We start from the raw sequence: 19990 nt of genomic DNA on the forward strand, positions 1-19990 counted from the left end.
CATGAAATATCAACCTACTAAGCTGATTGAAAGCCTTGAAAATGCTTCCTCTCAGGAGACATTTTCAAATTTATAAAACCCAGGCTTTTGACATTAAACCTCCTTTCGTTTTTGCTGATTTCAATCCTTATTATCACGGAACTACATCTCGAAGAGGAACGAGCTTATTAAACATAATTCGGAAATTCTGTTTCAATCCTTATTATCACGGAACTACATCTCGAAGACCTTCAGGCACGTGGACATTAATAGATTTTTTGACGTTTCAATCCTTATTATCACGGAACTACATCTCGAAGTGTGTGGCCTGCAGCTCAGCAAAAGGCCTGATGCGTTGTTTCAATCCTTATTATCACGGAACTACATCTCGAAGTACCTTCAGGCACGTGGACATTAATAGATTTTCTGAGTTTCAATCCTTATTATCACGGAACTACATCTCGAAGTTGCCGATCCCCTTACCAATACCTCTCACGACTTTTTGTTTCAATCCTTATTATCACGGAACTACATCTCGAAGTTTCATCAGCGTCTACGATTACGTGGCCTTAGAGCCAGTTTCAATCCTTATTATCACGGAACTACATCTCGAAGATTTTGGATATTCATATGCAAATTCGATGAAGATGTAGTTTCAATCCTTATTATCACGGAACTACATCTCGAAGTAACAACCCAGGACGGCCGTAATTCTCTAATAACTCGTTTCAATCCTTATTATCACGGAACTACATCTCGAAGTCGAAGGCCTGATTGAATGATGGGCAATGGGTTTTTGTTTCAATCCTTATTATCACGGAACTACATCTCGAAGCCTGTATGCCTTTTTTTTGAATAATAGACTTGATTAGTTTCAATCCTTATTATCACGGAACTACATCTCGAAGGACTTAGGTTTTCTTACAGGATCTTCAATTTAAAAATGTTTCAATCCTTATTATCACGGAACTACATCTCGAAGCTTGGCTTTTCAAATCGCCGGCAGAATTCGAAAAAGAGTTTCAATCCTTATTATCACGGAACTACATCTCGAAGAATAATTATTGCCTATAATTGTGTTATGATTTCAACGTTTCAATCCTTATTATCACGGAACTACATCTCGAAGCCGTTACCTATCATAGCCCATTGATTTTCAGTTCTTATGATGAAAGAATAAATATTTGTTTTTCCAAATTTCAATACATCAAAGAGCGTTTTTTTAACGGAATCATCATACTTTCCGTTCACATATCTATTTGATCTGTAGGTATTTATATCCATTTTTTTAAGAGGGCCAAATAAATTGCTTTGAGGATCATTCTTATTTGATACATATATTCCTATAAGTACAATTTAAGCATCTTCTCTTAAATTTTGTAGCCCTAGGGTAGGTATTATTCTCAATGATAGATAGAATAGCATCTATGGAATCACGGATCAGTGCTTTATCTTTTTCAGATATTTCTACTTCAATTAGTTTATTTTTTGAACGCACATAAACCAAATATCCCCGGTTTACAGGTTTGCTAAAATTTTCTTCTATTAATACGGCATAACAGGACATTTGCTGTCGATAGGTATCATAAACCCGGTCATTATAAACAGCAAATTTATAATCCAGCGGCACCATAGTACCATCGTTGAGCAAAAGTACTTCATCAATTTTGCCACGAAGGCTGTCGTTGGTCAGGTATTGATCCGGCCATTTCTCAACCACCCCGATCTTTTTGCGCAGGTAATTTTTATTCTGCTCCAGACGTGTATCATGTATATTCCTGCCTTTTTGAACTTTGTAATATTTTTCTTCATATTGAGGAATGGCCAATACATACTCAAAATAGGTATAACGCGGACAAAAAAGATATTCAATGATGTGTGAGGGTGTGAGTGAAGCCATGGATTAAAAAAATAATGCTTTTACCTCATCTGTCACAAACTTCTTGTCAAAGGCTTGCCCCAATAATACAGTGTCATTGAGTTCATTTTTGGACATAGGGAATATGTATACTGAGTCGTCCGTTTCCTCAATCAAATCCTGAATTTCCAGTTCCAGGGTATCTTTTTCATTTGAGTTCAGTGTCCCCAGAAAAACGGAAAACTGCACCCTGTACAAGCCGGCCCGCTTACATACTTTGGCCACACGGTTTCTGGCCTTGTCATTTTTTATATCATATAGTACCCAAACAATCATTATCAATAGGTTTTAAGCTTTAATCAATTCATTGGCAAAGGCATGTGCATCCATCTGCAGAGCATTAAAACGCGTTTGATTGCGACCTTTATAACGGATGGGTATCTGCTCAATGTATTCAATAAAATGTTGCACAACAAAGGGCTTACCTTCGGTATTCAGCGTATAACCACCAGCGATTTTATCGAAAAAACTTTTTTTTACCTTTTTTGTAGAAAACAGGGTAAAAACACAACGTTCGGCATAAATTCTGTAAGGTTCAATAAAATCAAATACCAGGCTTTTCATATTATAATCATCCCTGTGAAGAAAACCTACATACGGATCAAGGCCGGCAATCATCAACGCCCTTTCAACTCGGGAATATAAAATTCCATAAGTGTAGTTTAGCATTGCATTAAATGGGTCTTTCGCAGGTCTGAAACTGCGGCCCTGAAAAGAAAACTCATCCGGTACTGATTTTCCCAGCGCCTCAAAATATTGACGTCCGGCACTTCCTTCCAACCCTCTAATAGTATCGGCAACTTCGTTAACAATCGTAGCTGGCAAACCACTAATCTTTTCCTTAAATTCTAGAATACTTTCTTGCTTTTCTGTGAGTAATCCAGAGATTTTTTTCCGGTGTTTTTTAAGATCCTGAAGATAATCGGCCTGGTTCTCGAGCTTTGTGGTAATCCAGACTTTAACCCAATTTAGCCCTTCCTCATTCAGACTAGCTTCTAGTTGCCTTTTTCGGATTTTAGTGGTACTGCCCAATTTACTATGCCAAAATCGACCAATCGGGTGTCCGTCCCTCTCCACCACGACAATATCAATGTTATTTTTTAATGCGAGAGCAATAGCATCGGTGGTCAGCGCCACGCCTTTACTTATAATAAAAGAAGAGATCTTATGCGCAGCAATATGATTTACCTTGACTTTTTCCTTCGGATCTTTACGCAAGCGGATCTCAAACATATCTTCTTTTACATGAACGTACGTACCATAAGTGTTGATAAATATTTGCATGATCAGAGTACTTTTATTGTGCCAAATCCTCTTGATACTGCCTTCCCTAATCCGATGTTTTCAGGCAAAAGCGCATTAACCAGAAAGTTCCCGGAAAAGGCCACCATTTTTTGCTCTTTAAAACGGGTACTCTTGACCTGTACTTTGGTTTTGGCCAGCAGTCTATGGTTACCTTCCAGGAAAAGGCCCATTTGTTTATAAAATGAAAGAACATGGCCTATGAGAATTTTATTCAACATCGCAGCCTGTTCTATCTGGTTCAGGGTAAGGTATTTCCGGTAGTTTTCCTGATTTAGTGCCATCCATAGCGTTTCAAACTTATATTCCTTAAGTTCATCGGTATAGCCAATCATTTCATGACCGCTGGCAATGTTTTTAGCATTTACTTCATGCACGTACCCATCGATTTGCAATTGCGTAATTTTCAGGAAAAGCCTGGTGAGCAGTTCAGCCCCTTCTTCAACAGCTACCAGGGATGGGATCCCATTCAATATCTTATACTGTACCAACGGGTACCGATGGCGAAATGAACCATTGTCATAGTGATTATGCAGCAACGGAGAATACTCCTTGAATAAATTACCGAAGTACCCTCTAAGCTTATGTGCGTCCCTGGTTTGAAGTTTTACTTCCGGGAATTGAACAGTGGTTATATGAATGGTTTTCATGGAATAAGGAGTTATGTATTGTCGGTGTTGGCGTTGTCTCTCCTTCCAGTTACACTATCGCTTTTAGTCATACTATCTTGAGTGATAATATGACTACTGCTAGACATAGTACCACTATCAAATACTTTATAAGATTGCTCCACAAACAGATCATAAGATTCCGGGACTTCGAGCAATTCACAAGCAAGCTTTTTATTACAAAGCGATTCATTTCTCAAGCCCGCAAAGTCTCGGAATGAACTCATTTCCCAATCTTCCATACGCTTGACAAGTCCGGCCTTCATAGGGTTTTGATGGATGTAATGGAAGCAGGTGAAAGGGTAGTTATCATCATCCCCAGTAGTCATACTATGACTATTATCCATTCCCTCCAACGGTTTTATCTTTGTATGTTGCTGAAACAAAGATCCTGTCCTCTTTTCTTGATTGTTAATAGCCCTTGTATATGAGCGTAGCATCACGCGAAGGTCATTGCTGAAATCCCTGCCCAGCATGTTGGTCCTGGAGAAAACCAAAAGATGGAAATGATTAGGCATAAGACAGTAGGCAATCAGATCGACATGAGGAAGCAGGTATTTTTCAGCCTTTCTTTGAAAATACAAATAATTCTCCCTGGTAAAGTACAAGGGCAACTGATTATTGCCCCGGTTGTAGATATGATAAAAAGTTTCTGGTTCCATGGGTAAATGTTTATTTACAGTTTAAAAAATTACTCCATTATAGCATATTAGTCATAGTATGACTTTAAGCCATACTATGACTTCGAATGATATTATTTTAGAATATCTCCACGGCTTTTTCAGTTTCGAGTATTTTGTAACTTAGACTTTTGTTGTAAAAATGTGGCCAGTTTTTGATCAAAAAGAGATTAAAGCAAGACTCTTGTAAATATAACCTTCATTCATGGCAAGGTTTTTTTGATCATATAAATAGATATCATAATTATCCATATTATTACATTCATACATATAAAATCCTTTATAAGCTTCAATAGGCATTTCCAGACAATTCTTGTCATAAGGTATTGGAATGTTGATCACATAGTCATAAAACTTTGGTTTAAATTTTGAGAATAACTTTTTTTTATCAAGATCTGAAAGATCTTTGTCTTCATTAATCCTAACAAATTCCTTCCAAACGTCTTTGGCATTGTCATCTAATGCTACAAACATTGACTCAGATTTAACTTCTTCTATCAGTTTAAATTTCCCCACCTGATCAAAATTTAATGATAACAAATCATTTATAAGCTTTTTATCTGAATAGTTTGAAAGATCCTGTATTTGTTTAAAGTACTCTGTGATAATTTGTAGGTACTCCTTTTCTTCTATATGAATCTGATCTCCAAGAACCAGTTCAGTCTTTAGAATAAGTTCCTTCCCATACAATCGACAAGAAATAGGGTATTGCTCATCTATTTTGTATAGAAAAACTTCGCTGGCGGTTTCCTTTTTACCATATCGATTGGCTCGACCTGCTGCTTGGATTATGGAATCCAAGGGAGCTAAAGTCCGAAAAACAGTATCTACTGATATATCTACTCCCGCTTCTACCAATTGCGTACTGACAATGATGTATTGCTTATTTGGGTTCCTATTTCCTAGTTCTGAAATAATCTTCTTCCGTTCATAAGGTGTAATTAAGGTAGTCAAATAACGTAATTCGGTATTTTCTGGCAGCACTTTTCGTAATTCCCGAAAACAGGTCAAGGTAGTTTTCTTAGTATTCAGGATAATTAAAATATCTTTGTTTGGACTTTCTTTGATATAAACTAGGACTTCATCAATAAATACTTGCAATGGGATGGATTTAGCTGTTTTATTGATAAGTTTTGTTCTGTTAAAGAAAGAAAAATACTTTTGATAATCGGCAACAAGTTCTTTGATTTCCTCACCAGGGTGGAAAATTAATGGCTGTGTGGCTGACATAAGGATAACATAACAATTAAGTTGTTCAGTTGTGGTAAAAAAAGCTTGACGAACAGTTTGCCATAATTGGTAAGGGATCTGTTGGACTTCGTCTAATAAGATAATTGAATTAGAAAGTGAATGGAATTTTAACAATTTACCTTTGTTGTTGGTGATGAGGCACTCCAGCAATTGAACAAAGGTGGTAACGACCACGGAACTTTGCCAGGTCTCGATCAAATACTGGCTTTCTTCACTACTTCGGAAAGAATCTTCACCATCCTTATATTGAAGCTCTGCCAGATGATGATGTTTTAGCAGCATATTGCTGTCAGGGTTATTTAATACTTCTTCATAAACCTTATAATTCTGATCTATGATGCTTGTAAATGGTATGGCAACAATTATTCTTCCTTCTTTCAGATTTGCCATAGATTTTAACATTAAGGCTGCTCCAAATGATGCGAGTGTTTTACCTAAACCAGTTGGCAAGGTAATAGAGTAAAGTTTTTGCTTAGGATCAAACTTTTGATTTAATCGATCTAAAACCGAATAGTAGGCTTCATTCTTTAGTTGGTTTATTTGTGAAGTAGGCTTATTGAATCCATTTTTCTTTCTATACTCATCTAGGTATCGTATCCGAGGTAATGGTAATATTGGAAAAGCTCCTGCTAGTATTACATCAGATTTATCAGAGTACAATAAAGTACTGAACATCCACAGAAAGAAAAAATAAGCAGATGATTTTTGACCCATTTCCCAGTTATCAAATTGATCCAACTCAAAATCCAGATATGCGATATTTGCATCTCGTTTAAATCCTCCAGAGCTAAACCACGAAACGAACCGGTTCCAATCAATGCTTAATTTATGTTCAGAGATGCACTTGTCTATTATATTTTGAGCTTCCACAGGAGAGATGGCGTCATATTGTTTTTGTAAATTGTCATATTTATCTTCTATCGAAATTTCATTATTGAAATCCTTAAGATGCCCATGATGTCTTTTTACAATTGTAAAACAAGTCGAAGCCATGAAATAGCCAAGCTCCTTCTCATCAGTTGCCAAAGTCTCCGTAAATCTTTGCACCACATAAAAAACAAACACTGCTGACGGGAGTGCATGGTTCTTTAAAGACGAATGTTCTGCTTCAGGATTTTTTAAGTAGTCCTGAAAATAAGAAGTAGCCTTACCCAAATCATGAAAGACCCCGCAGATATAAACCAAAGTCTCTTTTGTTTTTTGCGAAAAACCAAAATCAGTGGAATTCTTTCGGGCTATTTCTAAACAGTTTGAAGCGACCGCTTTCAAATGTTTGATCAATGGGACACCTGGATGAGACTCTAACATGGTTTATAGCAACTGAATATTTCCTTCTCCTTCTATGGCGTAAGCTTCATTACTTACTTTTGACAAAATAGGATTACCTGTCGTTTCTACTAATACTTCTCCGTATCTGGTAATTACCCTATTTGATTTCATTTCGATTGGAAGTGTTTCAACCTGAATTTGTTGCTTTTTCATCAATTCGAAATCTACCGGTGTTTCTTTATCACTTAACTGTGAAAGATTAATAGCAGAATGAATAGGAACGTAATTATGGCTCTCAATTTTTTTGCCTTGCTTTTCTCCTACCCATGTCATATCAGCGGTGAACTGGCTAAGTCCAAGGTATGGATTAAAATGAAATTGCTTATTTGTAAGCCGGTCAATTAATTCGCTTCTTCTGGGATGTTTCCAATCAAGATATATCCTGTAAACCGGATTTTTGAGTAATTCATATTCAATTTGAGTTCTACTGATAATATTGAAAAATGACTGAGGAGAGTCAGTATCCAATAAGTTAAAACCTATATTCACTTTATTAACTTTATTTAAAACTCTGATTCCGATTTTAGTGTTTTTAGGTGAGAAGACCCATCTGAGTGGCGTATTACCCTGTTTTACTTTGTTTTTATTATCCTCTCTTTCAATGCCTAACACAGCTCCTATTAAACCGGCAATGGCAGTTGGTGTGGGAATAGAATAGGATAAAGGCGAAGTAGTAGTATTAAATTTTCTGAAATGCCCGAATTCAGCGAAAACATCAAAAATGATAAACGATTTAGAGTTCATTGACTAAACTATTTTTGAGATTAACCAATGACCCATTATCAACCACTTTTAACCGAGGGTCTACTTGAACAGATATATTTTCTATTTTATCAGCATGTTCTTTTAATACGGTTTTTACGTTTGAAATATCCAGTTCATAATCTTCCAAACTTCTTATTTGAAGATCATTTTTCGTTGAGTTCAACTTTAGACGTTGTCTTAAACCTCCAATGTAAAAAGGTTCTTTATAATCAATAACTAGTAATAATAATGGAGTTTGGCCAAACTTTGAGCGAGAAATCAAGTTTTTGGTGCCATTCCAGATGCCTTCAATTAAAAGTCTTTTATCTTCTTCCGTCATTTGAGTGTACTGGCCAGCTTTTTCGTTAATGATACCATTGAAACCAATCAATGCATATGGAACTTTGTATTCAGTTCTAAATGTTGCCTGGGCCCTCTTTTCTCCAGAAGCAAAAGCGCCTGTACCTTGTTCAGTCATAATATCCGTTTCATGCAGGGATTTCCCCATTTGAAATTGAGCAGGGCCAGTAAAGGTAAATGTGTCTCCTTTTATCGGTAAAATTCCTCCAAATACTCTTACATCAATGCACGTCTCCAATACTTTGTCTTTACTCTCCTTAAATAATTCTGCACGTTGTTTTCCAGAGGCTACATAATTTTTACCATCCATCTCATAATTTGTTTCCCTAACGAAGATATCTTTTTCATTAGAACCATTAAAACCTTTATATTCGAACCAATAATCTCTAATGGTTCGTTTTAATCTGACATCAGACACCAGAATTTTGTTATCTTCAGTATCAAAACGGGGACGGTTTTCATTCAATGGATCTCCATTGGGGTTTGCGTTTTCAATTTCATAAAGAAATAGGATTTCTGATCGATTGTTTATCACATTCATTGTTTTGGGCTTTTTTAAAGATTTGATGCTATTTTCTCGGATTTGAACTTGCGGCCTAATTCAAGACCACTAACAAAATAAAAAGATATTTCCTGATTTGGTAAGTTCTTAATTTTGTAAAAATTGACAGCAAAGTTTTCAGTGGTCAAATCTCTCAGATTTTTGTAGGTGTATATTGAAGAGTATTGATTTATTTTGCTAATGCTATCAATGAAGATCCTTTGTAAGTCATTAGCTGACAAGTTTAATCCTCTTAATTTTTTTTCAAATGGTGTATTGCCTATACTTGCTTGTTGCATACTAAAAACAAGACTCACCAATACCCCTAAACTAAAAATACCCGCTATATGATTAGCATAAATAAATTCTTTGTTTTTATTTAAAAAGTCTTTTAACTTATTGATGTCAAAAGCAATTTTTTTTTGTAGTTCTTGTTTTTCTTCCTCTGTTTCTGGTATCATAAGTGTCATATTTGGTGTAAATACAATATTTAATTTTTCTAAGTATCGTAGTACAAGATGTGCTTTTAATATGGTAAGTGACATGTTTTCCACAAAGTTATCCGTGGTCATTTTCTTGTTATAGTTATTTCGGATGACCAGCATGAATCTATGGAATAAGTCGGTTCTGTTTATTGATTGCCCTGTAAATACCTTGTAAAGAATATCATAAAAGCTGTCTTCAAAGAATTGTTTAATAAGACCAAAACTAAATTTAAGATCAATTTTTTCCTTCTTTTTAAAATGGTAGTCTGCATTTTTGTACAAAGGATGATTGTTGATAATTTTGGGAATGTCTATGAACAATGTTCTGAATCTGGAAGGAGGTATTTCTTCCAGCATCAGTTTGATTTTAATGGCTTTGGTAGTTGGGTTTTCTTCATAAAACAGCATATTCAATGTGAAAAAATTATCTAGTCCACCAATTCTTTCCATTAAATAGTCTTCTCTTCGTTCTATGTCATTACTAACTTTGTAGGCTAATTTCTTAAACAGGTTAAGAGCGCTTTTTAGACCCTGCTTGTCATTAGGTAATACTGTTTTAGGTATTAAATAATAGCGTTTTCCAAAAAAGCTTCTGGACAAATTTTTAGTTACATAATTTTTCCCCAATTCAAACTCTAGGGCACAGGTTTTGCAAATAGGGTAGTTAATCCAATTGTTTTTCTGTAAAAAAAAACCACTTACCGTTCCAGGCTTATCAACAGTAGCATACTTGAATGGTGATCCAAAACCATATAGATAAGCTTTGTTCTCGAGACAAATTGAACAGACACTATTTTTCCCTTCGGAGGTGACTTTATATTTTTTCTTTTTGCCTTCAGTCCCACTTAATAGAATCTGTTCTTGAACTGACTCGAAGTCTGCTAAAAATTTTTGCTTATTATCAATTTCAATTGCTAAGGTGAATGCACTGGTTTGTCGATCTTTTATATTCAATCCAGAATGAAAAGAAGCGAGATCTGATTGAATTTGATTTTTACTTTGTTCAAAAGCATTTTTCCATTCCTTGAATAACTGGTATTCTACGATGGAAACATTTTCAGCAACTTCCAATTGACGAGGCCATTGCGAATTGAGAAGAATTCGGAGTTTTTTGTCGAGATCCCCGAATTTGGTTGTGAAAGTTATGTCTCCTCCACGTGCGGAACCTTTTCTATATCCAAATTTTTGATAGTTATCTTCATTCACTTTTGCAATATCTATATTTTTATAGAGTATATCTCCATTGGTTTTACTAAAAACGATTAAAGCCATGGTGCACACCTTTCCAGGTGTTATTTCCTCTATATAAAGCTGGAAAGGCTTTAAATCAATTTGCTTTTCCAATTCTAAGTTCCCAATTTCAGATATAGCCCTGTCTTGCACTTTATGTGTAATGTTAGTTTAAAAATTTGAATTGATAAAACTATATAATTACTTTTAGATATCCAAATCCAATAAGGATTGAAACTGTGTCATTTTAGTTTGCAACAATTCCATTTTTAACAAGGGTAAAATTGACTGAAATCACAAATCTCCATAGCTCAATCGGATAGAGCCGTACCAACGAAGGACGAGATCCGGGTTCGAATCCCGGTGGGGGGCGCTTAAACATTTAGATTGTTCAGGAGTTCTTTGATTTTGCTGCTGGAGGATTTTTAAAGGTGTTAGTATCATGACAATGGGTTTATTGTTTGTTTACGTTTTAGTCATGGTATGGCTTGGAGCCATGCTATGACTGATTCGAAGGGATGACTTGTTTAAAGTCATGCCGGACTGGTGGGAATATATTTTCTGCCCCTTAAGCTTGTTTTTTTCTTTGAAGCTTACTGAATAGTTGCATCGCCTGAACTACCAATATTCACTGGTGGTGCGCCTGGTTTGGTTGAAAGTGGTTCCCAATCCATGTTAGGTAAATAAAAAACAGTATTTAAACGCCATAGCGATGATTAAGAAAAACTTCACGATCTTCACGGGAAACCAATCTATTGTGTTTTGCCGATCCATGTTCATAATGGATATGATCAATATTCCTGAACAGCCTTTAGGAGGGATTTTCACCTTGATATTTTATCCCCAGTAATAAAGATAGCGGATGGGGGTGAAGGAAGCAACCTTTTTTTTGAATTTTGGGTGGGGTTGCCATTTATTGCGTTTTAGTCATAGCATGGCTTGGAGCCATGCTATGACTTGTTTGGAATTCAGTTATGATGTTTAGAATTCGACCGTATACATGATCGTTGGAAACATCGGCAGTTGCTCGCTGGTTTCTATTTTGTCGGTGAGGGCGTCGTAGTATTGGTCAACGTCGCCGGCGTTGTTGGTGAGGTTTTGGATGGAGAGGTTAATTTCCTGCCGGGTTTTTTTCTTGTTCCAACTGTAAGAAACAGATATGTCCCACTTGAATATGTCATCCCCGCGTTGGCTGAAGGCGTTGCGCTCGTCATATACCACGCGCCCGAGCCCGGAGCTGGCTTCAAAGTCGACATTGGTAAACCGGCGGGCACCGGCCCAGCTTACTTTCGTGTTGAGACTCAATATTTTGTTCTTCGATCCTTTGATATAAATCTCTTTACCCATCAGGAAATTGGTGAGATAATTTCCATTAAACATATTGTCCCTTTCAATGCCATCGAGCGCCTTATAGGTGGATTGGTACAGGGAACCGGTGATCAGAAAGTAGTAATTTTTGCTGAAATACCTTTCCAGTGTCAGTTCGATTCCGTAATTAATGCCTGTACCTTCATTGACAAGAGCCCTATCAGTGAATCCGCCAACTGCGTTAATAAGGGAATAGCTACTTCCGGGATCATTTTCGACGGGAATGTTGTACAAATCCTGATAGTAAATCTCTGTTTTGAAATACAGGTTTTCGTTGATGATTCGGTCATATCCAAGCACATAGTGGATGGCTTTCATAAAATCCAGGTCCAGGTTGGGACGGGTTCTTAGTCCGTTTTCGTTTTCAACCAGTGAGTAGTATGCAGGCAACGAGGCCAACTGGCTGTGTAAGCCAAACCCGGCAAAAATTGATTGATTTTCGGCTAGCTGATATTTGACTGATGCCCTTGGTTCCAGGGCCTGGCTGTTGTTAAGCAGAAAATTCTGGTAATGGAGCCCTCCGGTTACAGTCCAATCATCATTGATGCGATGTTTCCAGGTGGCAAAGGCTCTGACAAGGCCTGCGTCCCCGTCATCATCCAGCCAGGTTTCAAATACATTTTGATTATTGAGAAACTCCTGCTTAAAATCAAATATAAAATGCTGGTATCTGAATCCTGTTTTCAGGGTGTTTTTTGCATTGATTTTGCTTAAAAACGAGGTGCCGGCCATCAGGGTAAATCTGTCCAGTTGGTCTTTGAAAGTTCTTTCGAATACTTCGGGATCGTTGTTGTTTTCTTTTAATTCATAGCCACTGCCATTTTGTGAAAGTGACAGGAAACTTTCTATAGAGTTGTTGTTGTTAAAAAAATAGGTGTGACTGAGATTGACCGTACCCATGGAGGCGGTGAAGTCGTCTTTGCCAATTATCTCTTCGGTTTCGTCATCCTCGATGTCTTCCTTGATAGCGCTCAACCCACCAATGCCAAAAAGTGTGAAAAGCCCTGCTTTTTCGGTAGGAAAGGATAGTTTGAAGGCCAAATCCTGATAGATAGGAACTCCACCGAAATCAACGATCCCCAGATTATCTATTAAGCCCAGGGTCGAATACCTGTAATTAGCGAGATAAGAGGATTTTCCCCCTTCGACGAATGGGCCTTCCAGCGTGATATCAGTCCCTAAAACACCCACACCAAAGGAATATTCACGTTTATCGCGGTTCCCTGTACGCATTTTCATATCGAAGACTCCGGCCAGCACATTGCCGTACTCTGACGAAAAGGCGCCTGAATAAAAGTCTGAATTTGTCAGCATTTTACCGTTCAATATATTGATGGCGGCGCCGGATGACCCTTCTTCGGCAAAGTGGTTGGGGTTGGGTATTTCGATGCCTTCCATCCGCCATTGGACATTGTTGGGGGAATTGCCACGCACAACTATATGGTTACTTCCTTCGGCATTGGCCTGAATGCCGGCAAAGTTGGAAACTGCCCTGGCAGGATCATTGAATGTGCCGGCGTACCTGTTGGTTTCCTCAACAGAAAAAGTGCGGCCGCTGACCTGGACCATTTCATTGGAAACCTGGGATTTATGATCCCTGCCAGTCACTACTATTTCTTCCAGTTTAACCAGTGACTCCTCCAGCGAGACATTGATGACCACCTCTTTACCCGAACCTACCACTATATCGGCTATGACCCTTTGTTCATAGCCAATACTGGTTATAACGAGCGTGATACGGCCAATAGGGACATTTTCGATCCGGAAGGTACCGTCCACATCAGTACTGCTTCCCAGCACGGGATCGGAGTTCAAAACAATTACATTGGCCCCTATGATGGGCGAGTTACTGTCCTGGTCGGTAATGGTTCCTTTGACTGTTTGATGTAATGTTTCCTGACTAAGGGCAACAAATGTGGGCAGGATGATGTACAATAGTATCCTTACCGGTATTATTATGATTTTATAATTCATTGTTTTCGGTTTAAAAATTTGTGTTTGTTGAAAAGTAGCTGATTGATGTTTAGAAGCGGATGCCTGCGTTAAGACCCAAATACATTTTAACCCGGTTATTGGAATGGGTTCTGTCGTAAAGATCCCAGGGACTAAAACTGTCCCCAATCACCTGGCCTTCGGCATCTTCGATGCCTGACACAACTACATTAAAGCTGGGCCCGGCGAATAGGGCAAGTTGATCTGTAAAATGGAATGAGAAATTAAATTTCAAGGTATTGAGTAAATTAAGCTCATCCGTCCACCACGCGTCTTCATTGACCTGACTGGCTATCAGATCCGTGTTGAGACTCACGCCCTGAGATAACCTGAAGAGACTTCCTACCCCTATGCCAGTCGCCCAGAATGTCCTGTTGTTATCGGTTTTAAAGCCCACCTTATAGATCATGTAAAGTTGATCTATTCCTGATTTGAAAGTAGCATTAAGGTAAAATGTTTCATTCCACTCGACTTCAAATCTGTGGTAGCCGTTTCTGTAAAAGGTAATCAAACCCATGCCACCGCCTTTTTCCACTGAATCGGCTATGTTCACCAGGCCTAGCTGAAACCCATTGAGTTTGCGTGTGTAATTCACAAGGCCTACTTGTGTACCGGTAACGCTTTTCACCGAAACGTTAGTCAAGCCTAGCTGCAGGCCCCTGAGGTGGCCTGTATTTACATTCGCTAAACCTGCGACCTGAGCGCCATACACATTTTTGGCAGGTGCATTGATCAATCCGGCCAATTGTATTCCTTCAACCGCCCCTAAACCAGTGTTGACCAAACCTGCTGTTTGCAGTCCTTTTACATGACCTTTGTTGAAGTTAACCAGCCCGGCTAACTGTAACCCTTCTACATTACCCAGTGTGGCATTGGCCAGTCCGGCAGCCTGAAACCCCTTCATATGGCCTTTGGTGAAATTACCCAAACCTCCGATTTCCAGCCCTCTTACGCCAGCAGATACGCCGGCCAGCATATTTAATGAAAAGTTGTTAACAACCCGGTGTGAATTGAGCCCATTTGTGCCCAAGGGAAATAAAAATGTAAGTTGAGCCGGCATTTTTTTGGCCGGCAATTCCTGATTCTGGGCATTTACCCGGAGACCTATGGTTGCATAGAAGAAAACCAGAGCGCTTAGGAAGGCTGTTGTTGAGGTAGTCTTGTTTGTTCCTGATTTGTTCATATCGATTGTCTTTTTGTGAAATTCCCTGCTAAGACAATCGTTGGAAGTTTTACCCCTATTGTATTAGTTTTTTTATGCTGTTACTGAGTCATTAGGGAGTGGCGGCGGGTTCCGGGATGCTGGTTTCAGGTTCCGGGGTTAAAAGTATGGCGCAAGCGTCGCGTGGCTGTTGCACACCTTAAGCATGTGCCTGTATTTTTTATAGCCGAAAACCTCTGTGCCTCTTCGTGACTTTGTGCCTCCGTGGTGAACAATGGTTAACCACCAAGACATAAAGAGACACCAAGAATTTTTCCAAAACGTTGTCCGACAGCCACGCGACGCTTACCCTATCCGATGCCCCTAATGACGAAAGAATGAGACGATTTCATAATCGTCGCCCCAAAGGTGTACACCCTAAAATAATTGTCAATTGTTCATTGTCAATTACCAATTACACTTATTTGTTTGCATTTATCTTAGAATACGGGTTCGCGTGTGGTCTATGACTGAGCCATCACCCGCCACCTGTAACCCGACAACCAGGAACCCGCCCCCCTTACCACAAACGCACCCCAACCTCAAAACCAACCCAACCCTGCACAACATGATCCCCGAAGCGGGTTTTGTACATTTCATAAGGGGCAATATCTTCGATAAAGGGTTCCTCGGCCACATTATCCCGGTCATAGATAAAGTGGCTCCAGACCGGTCCACCGTAAATCATGAGCCTGCGGTGGATGCGAAAGCTGTAAAATGCACCGAGTCTTACATTTAAATTCATGGTTTCGGCCCAGGTATCGTCATTTTGCAGGTCGGTCACTGAAAGGTCGATGTTAAGATCATTCTGTTTTTTGCCTGCCGGTATGACGGTACCCACACCGTACGAGTAGCCCCAAACGTTGTTCGATGCAAAACCCCTTGTACCAAAACCCACCGAGTTATAAAATTTTCTGGTGCCGAATTTTATGCGTGCATTCATGGGCAAAACTTCATGGGCAAATAACTCCACTTTGTTATAACCCCGCCAGAACAGGTTGAGAAGACCTATAGAAGTGCCGGTGGCCGAAAGCCCAATATTTACCAACCCAAGTTGAACGCCGCTATTGTGTTTTGCGAAGTTTACGAGAGAAGTAAACTGCGTACCGTGCAATGTATCTACCGCGATGTTCATTACTCCCGCCAGTTGCCATCCCCTTACCTGGCCGTAGCTGCTGTTCATGACCCCTGCCAACTGAACGCCGGTAATATCTGCTCCAAAATTTACTACCCCCGCCAACTGTAACTTATTAACCTCACGCAAAGTCACGTTAGAGACGCCTGCCACCTGTATACCATCGAGGTCATTACGGGCGAGGTTGTTGATACCCGCTACCTGGATGCCGTCAGTTCTGCCGGTGATGACATTGTTTATTCCTGAAAACTGAACACCTCTCAGGGAATCAAGCACCAGGTTATTGATCCCGGCTATTTGCAACCCTTTCACCGTGCCGAAGTTGGTATTAAAAATACCTGCCAATTGTATACCGTTTGTTTCAGTGCCCACAACATTTCCTATACCGGCTATCTGGGCTCCTTGGGAGTAAAAACGGTTGATATTGATCAACCCTCCAAATTCCAGCCCGTTGCTGGCACCATTGTATCCTGCCAGAACGTTTAAAGAAAGACTGTTTTCAACGCTGCCACTCATTTTCAGATTAGTGCCGACAAATGGGACAAATGAGGCCTGGGCAAACCTGTAATTCCTGACAAACAGGTTTCCGGAACGTGCCAACCCCTGATCAGAGGAAAAAAGCTGAACAACTTTCAGGCTGTTGACCATAGCAGCCCCTTCGCCGATCCCGCTGCCAGTACTGTTACTTATACCTTTTGATGGTATAACCGGAATATTCAGGTTTTGATCCTTGTTCAGCAAAACTACCGCGGTTTCCTCAAATTTATTGCTGGCCACTCCAATGGCAATGACCTCCTCTTTTACAGGTATTTCGAGTGAAAAATAGCCTTTGGAGTCTGTGGTGGTAGATCTGAGCCCTGCAATATCATATACGGTGGTATTGCCGACATACTCCCCGGTATGGGCATTCCGGAGATATCCATCTATGGTATAATTTTTTTTACCGGCCAGGGTCCCGCTATTCTGGCTGCCGGAATATTTTGTTTTTAAAATCACCAACAGGTTGCCGCTGATTTTATATTCCAGTTCCCGCCCCAGCAACTGATTCAGCAGACTTTTAACAGAAGAGTTTTCCTGGTTAAGAGAGATCAGGCTGTCTACCGGAAGGAGGTCCGGATTGTAAGCAAAGGAAAACCCTCCCGCCTCGGCCAAATCCAGCAGCACATCCTCCAACCGCTGATCTTCTGCTTTGAAGTTAAGTCTTTTCTTCAGCACTGCTTGCTGGGCAGAAACACCTGTGTGCAGTAAAAGAAGTAAAATCAGGCAAACGAGATCAATTCGCATTGCAACCGTTGGATGTTATTTCTATCTGGTTTTCGGAAATGATATACTCGAAACCCATGACTACTGAGAGATTCTGCAGGATATCTTCAAATTTTTGATCGTTAAATACGGCCGATACCCGGCAATCGAATATGGCATCGGGATTATATAATATTTTCTTTTCAAAAATAACAGCCAGATCTTCCAAAACCTGCTGTAAAGGGGCCTGCCGGTAGGTGAGTTTACGATTAGCCCAGTACAAATGGTTAAGACTTGAGAGTTTGGTTTTGCTCAGGATGTTTTTTTCAATGTCCAGAATCCCTTGCTCGTTCGGTCCGAGAACGATACTTGATGGCGTTGCTGACCTGGGTGATGAAAGGCTGACCTTCCCTCGCTCTACCTCTACGGTCATATTATCTATGTTTTCTTCTACCAGGAAAGCGGTACCGAGAACGGTCACCTGTCCATCTTTGGTCATAACGATGAAAGGCAAATTTTCATTTCTTACTACGTCAAAATAAGCTTTTCCCTCCATTTGCACAGTGCGATGATTATGATTGAAATCTTTGTTGAATACAAGCCTGGAGGCACCGTTTAAAACCACACGGGTGCTGTCCGGAAAATAATACTCATTGATGCCCTCTTCAAAGTTAACCGCCACTTCTTTGCTAACCTGCCGGTTTACCAAATAGAACACAAGTGTCGAGCCTATAACCACGGAGGCCGCTATTTTTAACCAGGGAAAAGAAGTGCCTTTCCCTTTGTGCCCGGCAACCGGATCGACAGGCAGGGTGATGGTTTTATCTTGCTCTGTGACCAGTCCGGCTTTTTGCGCTACCTTGCTCCATGCATTATCCGTATTAAAGACTACTGCTTCGTCAATGCTGTCTTCAGTTGGCGGGTCGATCATATAATCCAGTTGAAAAACCTTCTTATACTGCTCATAAATTTTGCGGTTATCTTCAGAAGCATCGATCCACCTTTGCATGGCCTCTCGCTCTGCAGCACTTCCCTCCCCGGCGATGTAAGCCGCTAGTTTGTTGTAATCAATATTTTCCCCATCATTTTTCATTGAGTATATAAATGACAATTCATAATATATTTACCCCTATTCATAACCAAATCTTTTCCAGTATTTTTACTACTATTACTAATGTTACGCTTAAAAAGTCTATGAGCTCGGATTTTAGAAATTTGAGTGCTTTACTCATTTGATTCTCAACTGTTTTTACCGATATATTCAACTTTTCTGCGATCTCACGATATTTCAAACCTTCATTTCTACTCATCAGGAATATCCTTTTTCTTTCCGTTGGAAGTTTGTCAAGTGTTTCACGAATTCTGACTTCCAGTTCCAATGCTACCAATGTATCACTGACGTTTGCCGTGGAAGAAGAATCAATGCTGTTTTTTTGATATTCGAGTTTTACCGCTTCATGTTTCAGATGGTTGAGGCAAATGTTGCGAACCGCCTGATAAAGGTAACTTTTCAGCGAAGTAGCAATGACCAAATCTTCCTTTTTTTGCCATATCCGCACAAACATTTCCTGAACAATTTCCTCGGCCTCATCCGGATCCCTCAGGTACTTAAGTGCAAAAAGGCAAAGCGGTCGGTAGTATTTACGAAAAAGTTCCTCATAGTAACTGGCGTTACCCGACTTTATCCTTTCTAATAATTGGTGATCGTTCAAAATATGCCATTAAAATGACCAAAGATAGTGTTATTACTCCTACAGTTCAAACAGGAAACCTTTCTTAATGAGGTTATTGTATCTGCCTTTATCAAATTTATAGAGGAATGCGCCCTTTTTGGAGCTTGATTTATCTTTTTTGCTGGATTTTACAAGCAGATCCATAGAAAGGATTTTTTTTCGGAAATTGCGGTCATCCAGCGGTTTCTGATAGATCTCCTGGTATAGTTTCAGCAATTGTGGCAGTGTAAAATATTCGGGCAACAGATTGAATCCTACCGGCTTTCTGATGGCATTTTGTTGAAGCTGTTCCTGGGCATCGCGCACCATTTCGTTATGGTCCAGCACAAGCGGAGGCATATCCTTTACGTCAAACCATTGGGCTTCATGCAGGTTTTTGAGCTTACGGTTGATCTGAATGAGACTATAATACGCGATGGAAATGACACGTGAACCCGGGTCGCGGTTTACCTTCCCATAACATGTAAGCTGTTCTAAAAAAACATTTTTCAGGCCGGCTAGTTCTTTCAGAATTCTGTGCGCGGCTACGGATAAATCTTCATCTTTGTGAACGAAACTGCCTACCAGGGACCACTGTCCGGCAAATGGCTCGACCAGTCTTTTAAAAAGCAGAATCTTAAGTTTTTCTTCATTGATATCAAAGCCGAAAATAATACAATCGACAGCGACGAGTATTTTTTCAGAGCCGTAATAATAAATATTTGTCAGAGAGTGGTCGCTTTTGGCTTCTTTCATTGTTGAGGAATGAACTGTATAAAGTACGGTTATTTAATCAAAATCAAATATAAAAAATTTAGTTACGGACAGTATCAAAAAGGTGAAGTATCCTGGT

At 39.5% G+C, this 19990-nt stretch carries 15 protein-coding genes and 1 CRISPR repeat array; all 15 genes read right to left on the minus strand.

Annotated elements, in window-relative coordinates:
* The first annotated feature begins 117 nt into the window (after window positions 1–117).
* Window positions 118–1108: direct repeats of the CRISPR family, unit length 37 nt; unit sequence GTTTCAATCCTTATTATCACGGAACTACATCTCGAAG.
* Window positions 1109–1303: 195 nt separating this feature from the next.
* The 15 genes from cas4 to AC04NP_RS20460 all read right to left on the minus strand — a co-directional run bounded on the left by cas4 (window position 1304) and on the right by AC04NP_RS20460 (window position 19893).
* Complete coding sequence (gene cas4 / locus AC04NP_RS20390; RefSeq protein WP_482861788.1) at window positions 1304–1879, minus strand: CRISPR-associated protein Cas4; 576 nt, start codon at window positions 1877–1879, stop codon at window positions 1304–1306.
* 3 nt (window positions 1880–1882) lie between these two features.
* Window positions 1883–2173, minus strand: a complete 291-nt coding sequence (gene cas2, locus AC04NP_RS20395) for a CRISPR-associated endonuclease Cas2 (RefSeq protein WP_482861789.1) — start codon at window positions 2171–2173, stop codon at window positions 1883–1885.
* A 12-nt stretch (window positions 2174–2185) separates the two neighbouring features.
* Window positions 2186–3181, minus strand: a complete 996-nt coding sequence (cas1, locus tag AC04NP_RS20400; RefSeq protein ID WP_482861790.1) for a CRISPR-associated endonuclease Cas1 — start codon at window positions 3179–3181, stop codon at window positions 2186–2188.
* Window positions 3182–3183: 2 nt separating this feature from the next.
* Window positions 3184–3849 (minus strand): CRISPR-associated endonuclease Cas6, encoded by a 666-nt coding sequence (locus AC04NP_RS20405; RefSeq protein WP_482861791.1) that lies wholly within the window; start codon window positions 3847–3849, stop codon window positions 3184–3186.
* A gap of 11 nt (window positions 3850–3860) precedes the next feature.
* The gene (locus AC04NP_RS20410) at window positions 3861–4529 is read right to left on the minus strand and encodes a transposase (protein WP_482861792.1); all 669 of its coding nucleotides are present in this window, start codon (window positions 4527–4529) and stop codon (window positions 3861–3863) included.
* Window positions 4530–4706: 177 nt separating this feature from the next.
* Window positions 4707–7106 (minus strand): CRISPR-associated helicase Cas3', encoded by a 2400-nt coding sequence (cas3, locus tag AC04NP_RS20415; protein WP_482861793.1) that lies wholly within the window; start codon window positions 7104–7106, stop codon window positions 4707–4709.
* A gap of 3 nt (window positions 7107–7109) precedes the next feature.
* Window positions 7110–7871, minus strand: coding sequence for a type I-B CRISPR-associated protein Cas5b (cas5b, locus tag AC04NP_RS20420; protein ID WP_482861794.1), 762 nt, complete (start codon window positions 7869–7871; stop codon window positions 7110–7112).
* Window positions 7861–8772, minus strand: a complete 912-nt coding sequence (gene cas7b, locus AC04NP_RS20425; protein WP_482861795.1) for a type I-B CRISPR-associated protein Cas7/Csh2 — start codon at window positions 8770–8772, stop codon at window positions 7861–7863. Before cas7b ends, cas5b begins: the two co-directional genes overlap by 11 nt.
* A gap of 14 nt (window positions 8773–8786) precedes the next feature.
* Window positions 8787–10640: a TIGR02556 family CRISPR-associated protein gene (locus AC04NP_RS20430; protein WP_482861796.1), complete on the minus strand. Its 1854-nt coding sequence runs from the start codon at window positions 10638–10640 to the stop codon at window positions 8787–8789.
* A gap of 828 nt (window positions 10641–11468) precedes the next feature.
* Window positions 11469–13829 carry a TonB-dependent receptor gene (locus AC04NP_RS20435; protein WP_482861797.1) on the minus strand — a complete coding sequence of 787 codons (2361 nt, stop codon included), beginning with the start codon at window positions 13827–13829 and terminating at the stop codon, window positions 11469–11471.
* Window positions 13830–13878: 49 nt separating this feature from the next.
* Entirely contained in the window at window positions 13879–15030 is a 1152-nt protein-coding gene (locus tag AC04NP_RS20440; protein ID WP_482861798.1) for an LA_2272 family surface repeat-containing protein, read from the minus strand.
* Window positions 15031–15568: 538 nt separating this feature from the next.
* Window positions 15569–17467: an STN domain-containing protein gene (locus AC04NP_RS20445; RefSeq protein ID WP_482861799.1), complete on the minus strand. Its 1899-nt coding sequence runs from the start codon at window positions 17465–17467 to the stop codon at window positions 15569–15571.
* A complete protein-coding gene (locus AC04NP_RS20450; protein ID WP_482861800.1) occupies window positions 17457–18536 on the minus strand; it encodes a FecR family protein in 1080 nt (359 codons plus the stop codon). The genes AC04NP_RS20445 and AC04NP_RS20450 overlap by 11 nt, the downstream gene beginning before the upstream one ends.
* Window positions 18537–18558: 22 nt before the next feature.
* Window positions 18559–19137 carry an RNA polymerase sigma-70 factor gene (locus tag AC04NP_RS20455; RefSeq protein WP_482861801.1) on the minus strand — a complete coding sequence of 193 codons (579 nt, stop codon included), beginning with the start codon at window positions 19135–19137 and terminating at the stop codon, window positions 18559–18561.
* Window positions 19138–19176: 39 nt separating this feature from the next.
* Window positions 19177–19893: an NUDIX hydrolase gene (locus AC04NP_RS20460; protein WP_482861802.1), complete on the minus strand. Its 717-nt coding sequence runs from the start codon at window positions 19891–19893 to the stop codon at window positions 19177–19179.
* Between the last annotated feature and the right edge of the window lie 97 nt (window positions 19894–19990).

It is taken from the genome of Agaribacillus sp. DX54 (assembly GCF_056858335.1).

Coding starts and splice junctions, on each gene's coding strand:
- cas4 (WP_482861788.1), bottom strand. CDS start 1,879: ATGGCTTCACTCACACCCTCACACATCATTGAATATCTTTTTTGTCCG.
- cas2 (WP_482861789.1), bottom strand. CDS start 2,173: ATGATTGTTTGGGTACTATATGATATAAAAAATGACAAGGCCAGAAAC.
- cas1 (WP_482861790.1), bottom strand. CDS start 3,181: ATGCAAATATTTATCAACACTTATGGTACGTACGTTCATGTAAAAGAA.
- AC04NP_RS20405 (WP_482861791.1), bottom strand. CDS start 3,849: ATGAAAACCATTCATATAACCACTGTTCAATTCCCGGAAGTAAAACTT.
- AC04NP_RS20410 (WP_482861792.1), bottom strand. CDS start 4,529: ATGGAACCAGAAACTTTTTATCATATCTACAACCGGGGCAATAATCAG.
- cas3 (WP_482861793.1), bottom strand. CDS start 7,106: ATGTTAGAGTCTCATCCAGGTGTCCCATTGATCAAACATTTGAAAGCG.
- cas5b (WP_482861794.1), bottom strand. CDS start 7,871: ATGAACTCTAAATCGTTTATCATTTTTGATGTTTTCGCTGAATTCGGG.
- cas7b (WP_482861795.1), bottom strand. CDS start 8,772: ATGAATGTGATAAACAATCGATCAGAAATCCTATTTCTTTATGAAATT.
- AC04NP_RS20435 (WP_482861797.1), bottom strand. CDS start 13,829: ATGAATTATAAAATCATAATAATACCGGTAAGGATACTATTGTACATC.
- AC04NP_RS20440 (WP_482861798.1), bottom strand. CDS start 15,030: ATGAACAAATCAGGAACAAACAAGACTACCTCAACAACAGCCTTCCTA.
- AC04NP_RS20445 (WP_482861799.1), bottom strand. CDS start 17,467: ATGCGAATTGATCTCGTTTGCCTGATTTTACTTCTTTTACTGCACACA.
- AC04NP_RS20460 (WP_482861802.1), bottom strand. CDS start 19,893: ATGAAAGAAGCCAAAAGCGACCACTCTCTGACAAATATTTATTATTAC.